Origin of the sequence: Vibrio sp. 1F169, from assembly GCF_041439605.1 — a bacterium.
Classification (GTDB): Bacteria; Pseudomonadota; Gammaproteobacteria; order Enterobacterales; family Vibrionaceae; genus Vibrio; species Vibrio tasmaniensis_A.
In genome coordinates, this window is the sequence record NZ_JBGOOI010000033.1 from 1 (window position 1) to 15,924 (window position 15,924).

The window sequence follows — 15,924 nt, forward strand, 5'->3', positions numbered from 1 at the left end:
AGACTACTTCTTCTTGAAGATAAAAGCGGCTTTCCCCGGAAAGCCGCGATGAACCATAAAAAAGGCAAGGAGAACCTTGCCTTTGGTGTGTTGAATTTAACGTATGATTACAGTTTTACAGCAAATGATTCATACGGTGCCAGTTCAAGCTTGGCTGACAACTCAGTGACCGTTTGATAGTTATTGATCAGACAATCAAGCGTCTGAGTTTGGTATTGTTCAGGTATATCCAGTGTCAGGTTGTCGTTTGAGAAGTTACAAACTACAAACAGCTTTTCACCATCCAACTCACGGACGTAGGCGAAAACCTTGTCGTGTTCTTCAAAAACAGGAATGAATGAACCGTAGACAATCGCTGGGTGAGCTTTTCGTAACTCTATCAATGTCTTGTAGTGATAAAATATGGAACTTGGATCAGCCAACGCACTTTCGACGTTGATCTCTGGGTAGTTTGGATTCAGCTCAATCCAAGGTGTTCCGTCAGAGAAGCCTGCATTAGCTTGGTTGTTCCAATGCATGGGTGTTCTAGCGTTGTCACGGCTGTTCTCGTGAATGGCGTCCATCATGTGTTCATGAGTGACACCCGATTCCGTTTTTACTTTATAGAAATTGTGCGTTTCAATATCTTTATATTGGTCTAGATTGTCAAAAGCGACATTGGTCATGCCAATCTCTTCACCTTGATAGATGTAAGGTGTGCCTTTCAAGAAGTGCAAACACGTCGCCAGCATTTTTGCTGACTCAACTCGGAAATGTTTGTCATCACCGTATTTTGAAACCAAACGTGGCAAATCGTGGTTGTTCCAAAAAAGGGAATTCCAGCCACCATCGGCCAGCTCAAGCTGCCACTTGGTCAGCACATTTTTGAACTCTCGAAGATCAAGCGGAATAGGGTTCCATTTGTCACCGTTTTCCCATGTCAGGGTAATGTGCTCAAATTGAAATACCATAGAAAGTTCATTTCTATCTTGTCCGCTGTATAGCTTGGCTATTTCTGGTGTTGCGCCCCAAGTTTCTCCTACGGTTAACAAATCCTTGTTACCAAAGGTCGCCTGATTCATTTGTTGTAATAGCTTGTGCAGCCTTGGTCCGTTACCAGTGATTCCTTTATCGATCTCCTTACCAATAAGATCAATCACATCTAAGCGGAAGCCGCCGATGCCAAGGTCAATCCACCAGTTCATCATAGTATGAACTTCTTCTTGAACCTTCGGGTTTTCCCAGTTCAAATCTGGCTGACGTTTCGAGAATAGATGGAAGTAATATTGTTGTGTGAGTTCATCCCACTGCCAAGCACTTCCGCCAAAGATCGAACCTTGGTCATCCGGTGCGCTGCCATCCGGTTTTGCATCGCGCCAAATGTAATAGTCTCGATACGGATTGTCTTTTGAAGAGCGTGCTTGCTCGAACCAACGATGCTCATCTGACGTATGATTTACCACTAGGTCCATAACAATCTTAATGTCGCGTTCTTTCGCTTCGTCCATCAGGCGTTTCATCTCTTCCATCGTGCCAAACTCTTCAGCAATCGCTTGGTAGTCGGAGATGTCGTAGCCGTTATCGTCCATTGGAGATTGATAAACAGGGGAGAGCCAAATGACATTAATGCCTAGTTCTTTGAGGTAATCAAGTTTGCTGATGATTCCATTTAGGTCACCGATACCGTCATTATTCGAGTCTAAAAAGCTACGCGGGTAAATTTGGTAGACCACTGCGTCATGCCACCATTTCTGTTCCATCTCAATGTCCACTTAATAAGTTAATTGACCTTACTATAGTGATTTCATCTTACACTGGGAAATAGCATTACTAATGCTCTCTATAGAAAAATCCTATATCATGAGCTCTATCCGCTGCGCACTGTGTTCAGTGGTTTAATTTGTTGAATTTCTAACCTCGCATTTTGTGATCGAATGCAAACTAAGAGAATCCTATGAACAAGCTATACCGATACTTTCTGATGGTTGCGCATACTGGCAGTATTAAAGGTGCCGCGGAAAAGCTGAATATTAGCCAGCCCTCCTTGACCGCTGCGATCAAAAAATTAGAGAGTGATGTTGGTGTGGCTATTTTTACTCGTAAGTCAAAAGGCGTTGAGCTTACCGAGTACGGGTTGTTGTTTCGGGAGTTTGCGCAAGAACAGCAAGAAAAGCATCTGTCTTTAATGCACCGCTTTACCGACATGCAGCAGCGCCAATCCGGTAAATTGAAGCTCGGCACCGGGGAAGCTTGGTGGGAACAATTTGTTTGCAAGGCGGTTGAGGAATACAAGCAACAAGAAAAAATGGGCTCGCTACATTTGGAGTTCGGTAACAACTTGTCTTTGATGCACCATTTGGTTCAAGGCGATATCGACTTGTTTGTTGGCCATGAAATCTATGGGCTGCATGAGCGATGCAAAGTAACGTTTTACCCACTCTTTCAAGACAAAGAAGCGGTGTTTGTTCGAGCCAACCATCCGTTGCTAACGAAGAAACACTTAGACCCGAGTTTGTTAAGACGTGAGATGTTGGCGTTTCCAATACTCCAAGTGACCCCCGATCATTCTAGACATAACTCTGTACTGTCTGACCACGTAAATTCACAGCCTGGTGGGCGTGATACCGAGGTGGTTGGGCGAGATGTCTATGACGTTGACTCTCTTTTTGCGAGCTTAGATATGTTAAGAATGTCTGATGCTGTCATGCCATACAGTCATAAAATGTGCGATTGGATGAAAGACAAAGGCTTCGAAACCTTACTGATTGATGACTCTAAGTTAGGAAACGTTGGCCTCTACGCGAAACAGGGAGCGGAAGACCTCAAGATCAAGACGTTCATTGAGATCTTACAAAAAGCCAATTTTGATTAAGCATTACATGAAATACGAAACTCCTTTTGGTAAGCGTCCTGTTTTGGTTGTGCAAGGTGGTTTAAATAAAGTCTAAATTTGAACTTGCAGTGATCTGGTAGTACAATATAGCTATTGAATGAGTGATGACATTCAACTAACTAAAGCAACAAATACAAACAGGGTGAGTGATTATGGACACAGCAAATGTAGAAACCGTCAGTTTCTTAAAAAAAAATGCGGCTAACTTGCCTTTAAGTGAACCACTAACGATCACGCAAAATGGAAAACCTACGTATGTAGTTGAGTCGTATGAAGACCATAAAAAACGTCAAGATGCCATTGCGCTAATGAAACTGGTTAGCTTTGCAAAAAATGATGTTGTTCAAGATCGTGTAACTTCGTCTAGAGATTTAAGAAGTCGATTAGCTGCCCGTAAGTAACAAAGGTAAATATGACTCATAAAGTAGAAATTCAATACACGGAAACATTTGAAAATTCGCTAAATGATTCGATTGATCACCTAACTCAATGGAATGATGAAAAATCCGTCATTGAAGGGGTTGAGAGTCTTTTAGATGCCTTTGAAGAAAATGTGAGCCATAACCCTGACATGTACTCTAGATGTTCTGAGCTTGTAGGGTTGGGGGTCACTAGTATCAGAGAGTTCAAAAAATCGGGCTTTAGGCTGTTTTATGAGGTGAATAATGGCACGGTTATAGGCCTGGTCTTATTAAGGCAAAAACAAGACATATCAATGGCTCTCGTTGATTATTGCATCATACATAAATAGAGTTATAGCAGAGATTTAGCTGATGTACTTATAACCCCGTTTAGTGACTTACAGGGTGTGTTTTAATTCGAGTTAAGTGGCTGTTGTTAAAAGCTTTATGTTGTGTTCGCTTTAAAATCCAAAGGCTATCAGCCGTAATAGAAAGCCCCTCTACACCCATTCGCTTACTCTTTGGTCTGGTGACCTGTTTTCTTCGCAAACTTTTGCATAGCCTCAGCAAAGGTTGTTGCCCCACCTTTAGCTTGTACCTGTACTACCTTATACCCCAATTTTTCTAGCGCTTGGCGCTCTGCTAAAACAGCGTCATCGTCTTGCTGGCTGCCCTGTGCTGGCTGATGAAGGTAACACCCTTCTAGTTGACCATCTTCGACCAGTTGGTGGTGTTTCAGTGCATTGATATCAAAATTCATAATCAGTCTTTTCGTGTAAATGGGGAATACCTTTGGCAAAGCCCGCAAGTATCTATAATTCGATTGTTTGTACCATAAGGCATTTTAACCATAAAAAGCGAATGGAAAAACAGTAAACCAGTGGAATGTAATCGGGAGCGGTTAACCTTAGAAAGGGGTGAGGTAACAGAGATCGTGCTGGCTCGTTTTTGGACATAAATGTGTCAGAAACTTTACTATCGAGGTGTCGATAAGTGTGGTGATTTCATTGATTATTGCCTCAGTCCTTATAGTGATGAAGCGGTTACTAAAACCTTATTGTATTGATTTTTCCTTGCGTTTAATAATCAATAGTGCCAAAAAAGATACAGCTAATGCCATTATAGAAACGGTTGTTCCGATGTTCCCACTTGGTGCAAAGTCCCAATCATTAAAGAAAAATGCGGGTACGATAAAAACTTCCACTGTATATATCCACAAATTATAAATCGTATGAAAAATTATAGCGCTATATATACTCATGTATTTCAGTAGAACTATTGATGCAGTGATACCTAGAGAAAAAGCAACGACAGGGTCTTCATGGCCGTAGGCGAATAAGAGTGACGATAAAATTACGCCTACAAACTTGTTTCTCAAAAGTAAGCATATGCTACTTAGCAAGATAAACCTGAAGAAAAACTCCTCTGATAACGGAGCTAATATAACGGTTTCGAAAAGATAATTTAGTTTCTCGCTTACTTCCAGTTCACCACTAACGAGAAATCCTACGATATAGTCGACTTCTTGCCCCGTGATATATTTCCGGATAAATTCCATATAGAACAACGTGATACAAGCCACGCCAATCGCTAGCACAGTAATTGGGAATACATGATGAGTAAAAGAGGAAACTTGTGGAGTTACTGAAAAGAGGCTATTTTCACTTTTCTTTAAAGTAAGCATCATCACAAACGCCACCACCCAAAAAAGGCCTCGAAGATCATTAAAACCCATGTCGCCCCATAGGTAATATATGGCAAGTGCCAATATGCTTATGGGTAACGAGGTTTTAAGTCCTACGGTGGGAAAGTTATCCATTTGTACCATATCTAAATTTATTAATTCCTGCATTTAAAGGTTACATTTATATCATCCGCCTCACATTAATTTCAATCGTATCGAGATCTTCACGACTAAATAATCTGGTGAAAAACAGGAACAGGATATGTATGGGTTTAACTCTGACGGATTTTGAGGCACACGCGTTTTAGAGTCATAGCACTAAGGCGTTCTTGTCCCAAAGCATGGCGGCATAACACGTCTCTGGACAAAAGTGTGTTATGGCTTCCCCTAAATTAGCAATTTATGAATAACTAGAAGTATGGAAAATCACTTAACTTGGTTTCCAGCCTGACTGGAGCAGATCATTTGTTAAATTACTTTCGTTTCGTACACTGATAATTTGAAAAATTACCATATGCACTAGCAAATGGTTTGAAGCTAACAATATGAGTAGAGTAATCAAATTCCAATTCGTCAGCCATTGTGCTGTGTTTTATTTTATTGACTGCCTTCAAGCCTCTTTCAAGTAACGTTACACGTTTTTTATCACTGCTGTCTTGCAGGGAGAAATAATACTTGTCTAGCGCATTGTAATAGACCATATGATCTGGCTGTAAACTTAACACTGAGACAACATCTTTATCAGACAGGGAAACGCAATCCCAAACACCAATAGCTACGCTCTTGTATGCTTGAGACTCTTTGAAACCTGTAAGTAGCTCTTCGTACTTTTTGGAGTCATCACATAATGCAAACAATGGGAAGGTTGCCAACAAAACAATAACTAGTTTCTTCATTCTTGCCTCTGTAATTTAACACCTAATTAAGGCGTTAGACACGCAATACAAATGCTTTCGCACGCCATACTAAACACAACGCATGGTGAAAATACCGCGCGTTGAAAATCACTCTTAAACAGTTTATTAGCCATTCACTAATATGAAATACAGTTGGTTTCAGAGCCGTAGCTTTGACAGGTTGTTCTAGTTTGCGAGCCATAGGCATCTGCCGATTTCTTATACCCATCACTTATTGACTTAGAGGCACTATTAATAGTATCGACTAATTCATCTCTGTGTCTCTGCTCTCGCATCTCGCTTTTCAGTAGAGCCGCTCTACCCATCTCAATAGCTTTGTTGCACAGATCATTCGGAACATCCCATGAATGAGTTGTATTTTTCCTATGGAACTGTTCATTCTTAATAAGCTTCCAGTAGTTGAAATCATCTTGTTTTCCTAGGTTGTAACATATATCTAAGTTATCCATATTGGAAATAGCAACCTCACGCTCTTGTACTATTTGCTCCGTTGTCTTACAGCCAAAAAGTAAACATAGAGATAGTAGATAAATTTTTTTCTTATAATTAATCATAGTTACGTCATAACACATACAAACTATTGATATTACATATCATCAGTCAAAAAAATGTGAGGTAAATCGATTCACCTTTACTGCTCAACGAAAAGTAAGGTTGATGAAATGAAATGACTAACGCTTATTAGACGACCAATCGTCGTCTTTCCACCCTTCCAAAACGCTGTATCTTTCATGTTTAATTAATTTAAAATCAATAAGTTATAGAAAAACCATGAAAGATAAGCAGCACAATTTTACCGAATAATGGAAACTCTATCCATCAACTCGCTCAGATAAGTTTGAGTAGGGTAAACTCAAATTTACAAGATATGAATCACTATAAGATCTAACGAAGAAAGGGGCAAAGATAAGTCAGACGAGAGTTGACTGAACTGGAGATAGACAGATGAGCGTTATCGTTGGTGGCGATATTATTGTCCTTACTCCGCTGAAAAGGCAAATAAACAAGCTGTTTGGACGTCATTTTGGCGTAATTTAATAAATATAGTAGTGAGCGCATGGGCGCTTATGTAAATTACAGGAGTATTTAACATGATCATATACATACCATTGAACGCAAGTGAGGCCCCACGGAGCACAAAGGATGCTCGGTTGGTATTTTATACCCAGCGTATCGCAGTGTTTATTTTGCAATAACTCAGAGCGCACATTAGTGCGCTCCTATCCGAAGACGACGTTAAGTACCGTTTCCTCTTGTTTAACGCCGTCATTGCTAGTTGCTTTTAGAACGGTTGATTAAAGGGGTAACACCCAAGCGAAAGCGGCTAGGGGGTTTAATTCTGCACTGAAGTAACCGACACCATTTTCCACATACAGCGTCTGTTGTTGGACGCCTTCAATATGTTCTTTGAGCGTATAGCTTCCGTCAGCGATGCCTAGTTTTTGAATAACCTCTGCCGTCACCTTCAGCTGAATGTGGTCTGTTTTGCTTTGGCTGAAGTTAGCCGCGGCGATAACCAGTTCTTGGCTATCAAAACGCAAGAAAGCATAAACAGAATCACTTAGCTGATTGGATTGGTGTAAATCTTGGTACGCTCCGGTCATCGATGAATGGTTCAATGAAAAGGTCATCACTTGTTGATAGAAGAGTCTGAGCTGCTTTTCGTCATCGTTGAGCTGCCCACCATCGAACTTTCCTCCGTTCATCCATTTTTGATGTTGAGGAACACCGATGTAGTCAAATATAGACGTGCGAGAAGGTTGCCCAAAGCCTGCGTTCTCCGCGCCCGATTCGCCGACTTCTTGCCCGAAGTAAATCATGGTGGGAGAGCTACTTAATAGCGCACTGACTAACATGGCTGGTTTGGCAATGTGTGGGTTACCAACAAACTCAGGAGACGCGACACGCTGCTCATCGTGGTTGTCCAAGAAGTGCATCATGTGGTGTTCGATGTCCATCATTTGATGCTGGATCTCAGGAATGATTGCCGTTGAAGCCTTACCTTGCATAATTGCTTTTAGGCCGTCGTAAAGATCGACTTTGTCATACAGGTAGTCCATTTTACCCAAGCGAATGTAATCACGATAAAGATCCGGTTGATACACTTCCGCCATCAAAAAGGCGTCTTGATTCTTTACTTTGATTGATGAATTGAGATAGCTCCAGAATTCGACCGGTACCATTTCTGCCATATCGTAGCGAAATCCATCGACGCCTTTTTCTAACCAATATAAGGCGATGTCTCGAAACTTAACCCATGAATCCGGCACATCAACGTGCTGCCAGAAATGGTAGTGAGCGAGGTGATCACGCATCGCGTAATCATCCGGTAGCTCGGGGAAGTCTTTTGAACCGTCTGGTCGCACGCCATAGTTAATCTTTACGGTTTCATACCAATCGTCGAAGTTGGGTTTGCTCAAGCGCGATCCGTTTCCTGTCCATTTGGCTGGGGACTCAACAAATGGTGAGGCTAAATTCGGGTGTTGTTCGCCACCAAGCGGAATGAACGCAGGTTCGATCTCGGGCAGTTCAAATGTGCTGTCAGGAATGTAATAGAAGTTATTGTTGCGATGATACTCAACCGTCGTGTCATCTTGATCACCAAAGTCACGCACGCCCTCTGGGTTATTCAAGCCTTGGTAATTACGGGCAATGTGGTTAGGGACGATATCAATGATGACTTTCAAACCATTGTCATGGCTTCTTTTGATCAAGGCTTCGAATTCCTGTAAACGCTGCGCTGGGTTGTCAGCAAGATCTGGGTTTACGGAGTAGTAATCTTTGACGGCATAAGGTGAGCCAGCCCGTCCTTTTACAACGCTTGGATGATCGTCTGAGATGCCGATGTGCTTGTAGTCGTTGATCACAGCATGATGTGGTACTCCGGTGTACCAAATATGAGTGATGCCGAGTTCTCTAATTTCTGTCAGCGCTTTATTGGTGAAGTCACTGAACTTGCCCACGCCATTTTGCTCAACGGTTCCCCAAGGTGTGTTCTGTGTATTCTGATTGCCGAACAAACGGGTAAAAACTTGATAGATTGAATGTTTCTTGTTGTACATACTTATATTCCATCTCGAGAAGTGGAGGTGTAGGGCTTTGTCGTTCTAGTTGTGCTGTGTAGACGTTATATTGGGTATAGACGTTATATTTGATATAGAAGTTATCGTTAGGAGGCTAGCTTAATCAGAATGCGGCTTTATCCTCCTTGGGTAAGAAAATCGGGGCGTAGTTGCTGTGGTATGTGAGCGGCTGCTCAAAAAAAGGGGAGGTTAATACCTCCCCTCGCTTTTCCCCAAAAAAACAGGCTCGTCTGTGATGATTATGTGAATGTGAAGCTTATTGTTTCGTCACAGATACCACGGCTTTTTCTGCGCTGTCATTGAGTTGATGAATCGCATTCAGTGTGAATGTGTAGTTGCCGGCTTCGGTTACATTCAACTTACAGTCGCCTTCGCTGCCAATGTTGATCGAGCCTTTAGCTAAGTCGACGGAGTGACAGCCAATATCCAAGATACCCCAAGTAGAACCGCTAAACTTGAAGCCATATTCACCCACAGCCAAAGCGCCAGTGACAGAGTAAACGCCGTTACCAACGAAGTTCATCGCCCAAGCGTCCGTCGGGTTCCATCCGTTCATTGCACCACGTACATAGACGGTCGTTTTGCCATATGGCGGAATCTTAGATACGTCCTTTTGTGAGTTATCAACCGATAACCCAGCACCTTGTGATGCGCCTTGAGTTTGCACAAACACAGCGGTGGTTAATGGCGGTACGGTGAAAGTCTCAGCGGAAAAGGTGGCGCCTTTCACGATGTCATCGGCAGAGTTCTGCTGAATGGTATGGAGTGTAAAGCCCGTTGCTCCCGTGATCTTGAACGATTGAGATTTACTCGTTGAGTTTATAACAACCACAATCGCATCAGCGGTAGTATCTAGGTCTTTGCCCGTGGAGATTCCGTCATCAATTGACATCACGATCAGGCCTTCGATTTGATCTTTGCCTACATTGCGGAAGTCGACACGCTTCATGACTTCTTCTGCTGTGTCTAAGCGGAACAGTTCACTTGAGCTGCGGATTTTTAACAACTCTAGGAATTGCTGCTTGGTGAGGTCAATATCCTCTTTTGCAGGCTTGGCTGTGCTGTCGGCAATGATGGTTTTGATGAGTTCCCAATTGGCACCATCTTTGTCTTCACGAGGTAAGCCAACATTCCAGTTATTGCCAGTACCATCAAACATCACACGGTTGTACCAATCGCCAGAGTCGTAAGAATCACGCTGCATCGATTTAGAACGCAACAGTTCAGAACCCATGTGTATGAACGGGATGCCTTGACCCAACATGACGGTCGAGAGCGATACCGACTGCATACGAGCACGTTCTGCAGAGCTTGTACCTTCGGCGATTTTGTAAGCGTTGTTATCCCAAAGAGTTTGGTTATCGTGCTTGGAAACGTAAGAGATGTTCTCTGATGGCATTTTGGTGTAGCCGGCAGGTGCACCATTGTAGTCGACGTTTTTGCCCAGTTTGGTATCGCCTTTGTAATCCAGTAATACGTATTCGGCTAAGTTGCCGGCCATGCCTAAGCGCACAAGATCTTGGTTGTGTAAACGACCGTTGACTGAATCTTGATCAACTTTGGTTTCTTCGTTGGCAAACGCGGCGTTACCGAAGCCTTGGTTAAAACGAAGTGGGTGCTTACCTTCAGAATCGACACCGCCATCAAATGGGCTACCGCCGCGTACTGCATCACGCAAACGGTCAGAGAAGGTGCCAATTTCGGTGCCTGCCATATTGATCTGGTTGGCTTGTTCGAAGCGAGCGTTGTTTGCTACTTCGCCAAAGTCCCAACCTTCGCCATAGAACAGGGTATTTGGGTCGATATTGCGCACTTCTTTCAATGCTTCAACCATTACGCTTTTTGGCTGGTGGCCCATTAAATCAAAACGAAAACCATCAACCTGATAGTCGTCAGCCCATACCTTGAGTGAGTCGACCATCAACTTACCCATCATTAGGTTTTCAGTTGCGGTGTTGTCACAACACGTTGAGCTTTCCACGCCACCAGTGTTCACATTCAGGCGGTGATAATACCCAGGGACGATCTTATCCAGTACTGACTTATCGTTCACGCTAGACGCATTGGTATGGTTATAAACCACGTCCATGATCAGTTTAAGATCCATGTCGTGCGCAGCTTTAACCATTTGACGGAATTCAAGAATACGCTTTGAACCGTTAGGATCTGTCGCGTAACTTCCCTCTGGAACGGTGTAATGGAATGGGTCGTAGCCCCAGTTAAAACTATCTAGCATACGCAGATCGTTCATTAGAGCTTGGGCATCGCCTGTTGAAGAGTTATAGCTGTTGAGTACGGTTTCGATGGTTTTGTTTTCATCTTCGGTGCCACATAAAGTAGCCGTTGGTTTTACGTTACAGAGTTTGCCTACGGTGTCGGTGATATCCACGCGGCTCGCGTCATCTTCATTGATGGTGGCGATATCGAATGCCGGTAAGATATGAAGCGTAGTTAAACCGGCATCTTTCAGAGCTTTCAAATGTTTTACTGACTCACGATCGGCTTCTGTTAGCGCTAGGTACTTGCCGTTTAAACTTGCTGTACCTAACTTATCACTGAAGCTAAAGTCACGAAGGTGTGACTCGTAAAGTACGTGGTCTTCGTCTTTCTTCACCGTTGGGCGCTTATACCCAGCCCAACCTTGTGGCATCAGTGTTGAATCATCAAGGTCAATCACTTGTGAGTATGCTGAATTCTTCGACAAGCCGAGTGAGTATGGGTCGGTCACAAGGCGAGTTTCGATATTACCAGTGGTTGGGTGGTAGACCTTCACTTGGTAACGGTAATAACTATTCACGGCGTTAGAAATTGAATCCGTTGCCCAAATGCCTGTTTCCAAGCTTTCCGTCATTGGGATCACTTTAGAACTTTGTCGGTCTTCGCTGTAGAGGACGAGTTCAACATCTTGCGCGGTAGGGGCCCAAAGCTTGAAGGTCGTCGTGCTGCCTTCCACAATCGCCCCCAGTGTTTCTCCGATTGCGTTACCGGCCTCTTCGTTGGCAAATACAGCATCAAGTACGCCGGGCTTTTGAACTTCAGTTGATGAGATAACGTCGCCACTCGCATTATACGCAACAACAATGATCTGAGATTTCAAGATGGTGCGCAGCGTGCTGGCGTCAACATTAATTGATAAAGCGGGTAGGCTTGCTAGATGACGGAAGCGTTCTTTTAATACAGAGGATAGCTTGCCATCTTTCTTGAGTTCAACGGCCTGCCCACCGACGATCGCCTTATCATCGTTTATCGTGATGCTGTTATCGAGTGCGTAGAACAACTTGAGAGAATCGGCACCGTCTGCTGCTTCCCAAGCGATTGTGTTTGAGTCCAACCAATGTGCCTTCTGGCCATCAATCTTAACTGGGCGTTCTGAAATCGGTTCGTAGTACAGCGCGCTGCTGCCATGGAAACCGAATACAGATTGAGATTGACTCAGTTTGGTGAGATCAATTTTCGAGTTGGCGCTGCCAAACGCCTTATCGCCGCCATTATGCAAGATGAAGTTGATGCACTTATGAGGGTCGGATGCATCTGGATCGACTTTCAATACGTAGTAGGCGCCATAGGTATCATTGATGCCCTTGAATTCATAAGGTACATCCCAGTCAGTCCCATTGTTACCTAATCCCATGCCGACTAAGTCAGTGCTCGTACAACCTTCACCATTCCAAAGGTGAAGCCCCCAGCCGTCGTAGGTCGAGCCAGAAGCACGAGCCGCTGCAACATCTCGTTTGTAATAAATAACAACTTCGTTTTCAGCGGCTTTATATAGACTATTGCTGTCAGAGTTTGTTTTGCTAGTGTCGCTTCCACAGCCTGCTATCAAGGTCGCGGTGACGAGAGGCAATATCGCCTTAGCTAAAGCTGAACGTTTAAAGGTGTTTGTTTGCGCAATATTGAATCTTTTCGTTTCCGCAATATTGAAGCTCGTTGTTTTTGCAATCTTCAAGGTACTTTGTAGAATCTCGTGTTTATTGGTATTTATTTCGTTCACGTTTTGATATCCATATTTTTTACGAAGATGAATATCCTAGGCTTAACGATGCTCCACTATTTGTGACGCTTATGTATTAAGTTATTTTTAATCCGTAAAAATAGGAAACCTAGTGTCGATATCACGGATTGTGGTGGTTAACGCGCTTTTTTATTGGTTCAATAGCTCATAAAATACAGTTGGTTAGCCATAGGCGTAGAAGATAGGAGTAGTCGCTAGGGGTGATAACTACGCCTTATTTATGTGAGCTTAGTGGCACTTCACTCGTAGGTTGTTTTTCCTATCAAAAAAAGTTTGTACTCATTCGCCTCAAATAGCCTTAGTGAGTCTTTAATGTGGAATGGTGACGCTATGTTGTTCATTATCCAAAGGAGTTGATGTTGTCTTCATCTATTCAAATCGCTATTACTTATCTGGTATTGGTAGCGGTATCTGCGTTGTTTTCAGAAAGTTCAAAAGCGCTCTTGGTGTGGTATTTAGTTATCGGAATAGTGACGTTTTTTGTGTACGCGAAGGACAAGAGAGCGGCAATCAATGGTAATTGGCGTGTACCAGAGAAAACTCTGCATATTTTTTCTGTTGCTGGTGGTTGGTTAGGGGCGTTAATTGCTCAAGATAAACTGCGTCATAAAACGCAGAAGCAACCATTTAGATTTGTATTTTTCGTGACGGTGTCACTTAATGTTGTGGCTTTTGTCTGGACGTTAACGCCGAGTGGGCAGGCGACATTTGGTCAATGGCTAAGCGAGATTATTAAGCTCTTTTAAAGAAACGGATGGTTAGCACCTAAGTACTAACCATCAATAGATAAAGTAAGTCGATTAGATCATCGGAATCGTCGATGCTAAAAGTAACCCTGCCATAGCGTAGTTGAAGCTTTTGATTCGAACGGGTGTTGTTAGCCAATGTTGGAGTTGTTTGCCTGCTGCCGTCCAGAATGTCACAGAAGGCAAGTTGGCTAGTGTGAAGATACTGGCGATGATCGCAAGCTCCCACCATGAACTGCCACTGCTATACACTGAAATTGCCGTCAGCGCCATTGACCAACCTTTCGGGTTCACCCACTGAAAACTTGCCGCGCCAATGAAGGTCATTGGTTTAAAAGCCTTAGTACTTTTCGCTTTACCGCTCAATGCTATCTTAATCGCAAGGTACACGAGGTAAGCAAGACTCAGGTATTTCAAGATTTGGTGAGAGACCGGATAGGCGTTAAAAATCCCCATTAAGCCGAAGCCAACCAATAGCAACATGGCTGCAAACCCCAGAGCAATGCCAAGCATGTGCGGAATGGTACGAGCAAAGCCAACATTGGCTCCTGATGTCATGAGCATGATGTTATTTGGACCTGGTGTGAAGGTCGAGACAAACGCAAACAAGGCAAGTGCGCTAAGTTGTTCTAAAGGCATTGTGATTCTCCAGCAGTAAAATGAACGAAGTGACTGACCGGTCATGACTTTCACGTGTTGAGAAACATAGTAGGTGGAAAGTGAGGCAATTATGTGCTTTTATTTCCTCAATTATCACTTAATGCACAATAATAAGTACTTATGGATAGATTTGACGAAAGGATATTGCAAGAGCTTAAATTGGACGGCAGAATCTCCAACATTGAGCTTTCAGAACGTATAGGATTGTCGGCTTCAGCGACCTTAAGGCGAGTACAGGATCTCGAGCGTAAAGGGATCATTCAAGGTTACCGCGCGGTTCTGGATAATGGCCTGATGGGCGTTGGCTTTATTGCTTATGTTTCGATTGGCTTGTCGAGCCACAGCAAAGCGGCTCAGCTAGAGTTTGAACAGCACGTCAGTATGGAAAAAGAGGTGGTGGAGTGCCACAACATTACTGGTGCCAACGAGTACTTGCTAAGGGTAGAAACCAAAGATCTACCGGGCTATAAGAAGTTTCATGCCGATGTGCTTGGGGAATGTGCTCAGGTGCAATCGATTACGACTATGGTTGTGATGGACACCCCCAAAGATGAACGTTAGTCGAGTTTTATTGTAGGAGAGGCGCAGTGCCAAATACTAATCAGTTGTTGTTGTTCTTAGATGTGGTTCAGCAAGGGTCGTTTACCAAAGCGGCAACCTTGCATGATATGGACAACTCATCACTCTCTAAACAAATAAAAAAACTCGAGCAAGATTTAGGTGTTCAGTTGCTCAACCGTTCTACGCGTTCGTTCTCGTTGACGTCGGCAGGGGAAGATATTCTCGCGCAAACCTATGTACTGAAAGATACTATTAATCAGATTCAAGGCATTGCCGACTCGTACCAATCTGAGCCCAAAGGTGTGTTACGAATTACGTCGCCGATCTATTTTGGTCAGCAATACTTGCAACCTATTATTACTCAGTTCATGAAAAAGTATCCGGATGTTCAGATTGTGCTGTCACTAGACGACAAGATCGCGAATATTATTGCAGGGCAGTTTGATATCGCGTTTCGCTTCAGTAAGCTCGTTGAATCCAACTTGATTGCCAAGAAGATTGCCGACAGTAACTTCATGCTGGTTGCATCGAACGACTTTGTGAAAAAGCACGGTGAGCCAAAGACGCCACAAGATTTGCTCTCTTTACCTGCGGTTATCTATACCAATGGTGATATGACGGTTGATCATCTGCGTATCAGTGAAGAGCCGCATGGCAACACTTTCCAAAGCCTAACGATTCGCGGCAACTATAAGGTGAGTGATGTTCGTACCATGGTGTCTTGCGTAAAAGATGGCTTAGGTTATGGCTTCCTTGACCAATCAAACTTGTATGCCTCAATGAAAGAGTTGGGCTTGGTTACGTTACTTCCTGATTATGCAATCTCGACGGTTGATACGGCAATTTATGCTGTGTATCCGCATCGTAAGCAGACCAAATTGGTGAAAGAGTTCATTACTACGGTTCAAGACTATATTGGCTCTCCGACCATTTGGGAGAAGATGCAGCAAGGTTAGTTGGAAAGTCTAGGCCATAAGCTGCTAGA

Annotated in this window: 14 protein-coding genes; 6 read left to right on the forward strand and 8 right to left on the reverse strand. The window is 43.3% G+C overall.

Annotation, left to right across the window (positions count from 1 at the left end):
• Positions 1-107: 107 nt before the first annotated feature.
• Positions 108-1,739, reverse strand: coding sequence for an alpha-glucosidase (locus ACED53_RS13660; protein ID WP_029225560.1), 1,632 nt, complete (start codon positions 1,737-1,739; stop codon positions 108-110).
• 194 nt (positions 1,740-1,933) lie between these two features.
• On the opposite strand from ACED53_RS13660, the gene ACED53_RS13665 reads away from it, so the two are divergent.
• The 3 genes from ACED53_RS13665 (at position 1,934) to ACED53_RS13675 (ending at position 3,623) form a co-directional block, all read left to right on the forward strand.
• Positions 1,934-2,851, forward strand: a complete 918-nt coding sequence (locus ACED53_RS13665) for a LysR family transcriptional regulator (RefSeq protein ID WP_017101559.1) — start codon at positions 1,934-1,936, stop codon at positions 2,849-2,851.
• A gap of 173 nt (positions 2,852-3,024) precedes the next feature.
• Entirely contained in the window at positions 3,025-3,273 is a 249-nt protein-coding gene (locus ACED53_RS13670; RefSeq protein WP_009845862.1) for a prevent-host-death protein, read from the forward strand.
• 11 nt (positions 3,274-3,284) lie between these two features.
• Complete coding sequence (locus tag ACED53_RS13675) at positions 3,285-3,623, forward strand: type II toxin-antitoxin system RelE/ParE family toxin (RefSeq protein WP_017096265.1); 339 nt, start codon at positions 3,285-3,287, stop codon at positions 3,621-3,623.
• Positions 3,624-3,787: 164 nt separating this feature from the next.
• Here the strand turns inward: ACED53_RS13675 and ACED53_RS13680 are convergent, their stop codons facing one another.
• The 6 genes from ACED53_RS13680 to pulA form a co-directional block, all read right to left on the reverse strand.
• Entirely contained in the window at positions 3,788-4,033 is a 246-nt protein-coding gene (locus tag ACED53_RS13680) for a hypothetical protein (protein ID WP_009845860.1), read from the reverse strand.
• Between the two features lie 294 nt (positions 4,034-4,327).
• Positions 4,328-5,125: a CPBP family intramembrane glutamic endopeptidase gene (locus tag ACED53_RS13685; RefSeq protein WP_017096263.1), complete on the reverse strand. Its 798-nt coding sequence runs from the start codon at positions 5,123-5,125 to the stop codon at positions 4,328-4,330.
• Positions 5,126-5,430: 305 nt separating this feature from the next.
• Positions 5,431-5,853: a hypothetical protein gene (locus ACED53_RS13690; protein WP_012603836.1), complete on the reverse strand. Its 423-nt coding sequence runs from the start codon at positions 5,851-5,853 to the stop codon at positions 5,431-5,433.
• A gap of 137 nt (positions 5,854-5,990) precedes the next feature.
• Positions 5,991-6,428, reverse strand: coding sequence for a hypothetical protein (locus tag ACED53_RS13695; RefSeq protein ID WP_231847886.1), 438 nt, complete (start codon positions 6,426-6,428; stop codon positions 5,991-5,993).
• Between the two features lie 741 nt (positions 6,429-7,169).
• Positions 7,170-8,936 (reverse strand): alpha-amylase family protein, encoded by a 1,767-nt coding sequence (locus ACED53_RS13700; protein WP_017101558.1) that lies wholly within the window; start codon positions 8,934-8,936, stop codon positions 7,170-7,172.
• Positions 8,937-9,213: 277 nt separating this feature from the next.
• A complete protein-coding gene (gene pulA, locus ACED53_RS13705; RefSeq protein ID WP_017101557.1) occupies positions 9,214-12,951 on the reverse strand; it encodes a pullulanase-type alpha-1,6-glucosidase in 3,738 nt (1,245 codons plus the stop codon).
• 377 nt (positions 12,952-13,328) lie between these two features.
• Here pulA and ACED53_RS13710 point away from each other — a divergent pair, with 377 nt between their 5' ends.
• On the forward strand, positions 13,329-13,718 hold the full coding sequence (locus ACED53_RS13710; RefSeq protein WP_017101556.1) for a DUF1294 domain-containing protein: 390 nt from the start codon (positions 13,329-13,331) through the stop codon (positions 13,716-13,718).
• Positions 13,719-13,772: 54 nt separating this feature from the next.
• Here ACED53_RS13710 and ACED53_RS13715 read toward each other — a convergent pair whose 3' ends face one another.
• Positions 13,773-14,357: a LysE family translocator gene (locus tag ACED53_RS13715; RefSeq protein WP_029225558.1), complete on the reverse strand. Its 585-nt coding sequence runs from the start codon at positions 14,355-14,357 to the stop codon at positions 13,773-13,775.
• A gap of 141 nt (positions 14,358-14,498) precedes the next feature.
• Between ACED53_RS13715 and ACED53_RS13720 the strand changes: the two genes are divergently transcribed.
• Together ACED53_RS13720 and ACED53_RS13725 are read left to right on the forward strand one after the other, a co-directional pair.
• Positions 14,499-14,939, forward strand: coding sequence for an Lrp/AsnC family transcriptional regulator (locus ACED53_RS13720; protein ID WP_009845852.1), 441 nt, complete (start codon positions 14,499-14,501; stop codon positions 14,937-14,939).
• Positions 14,940-14,965: 26 nt separating this feature from the next.
• On the forward strand, positions 14,966-15,895 hold the full coding sequence (locus ACED53_RS13725) for a LysR family transcriptional regulator (protein ID WP_017101554.1): 930 nt from the start codon (positions 14,966-14,968) through the stop codon (positions 15,893-15,895).
• The last annotated feature ends 29 nt before the right edge of the window (positions 15,896-15,924 follow it).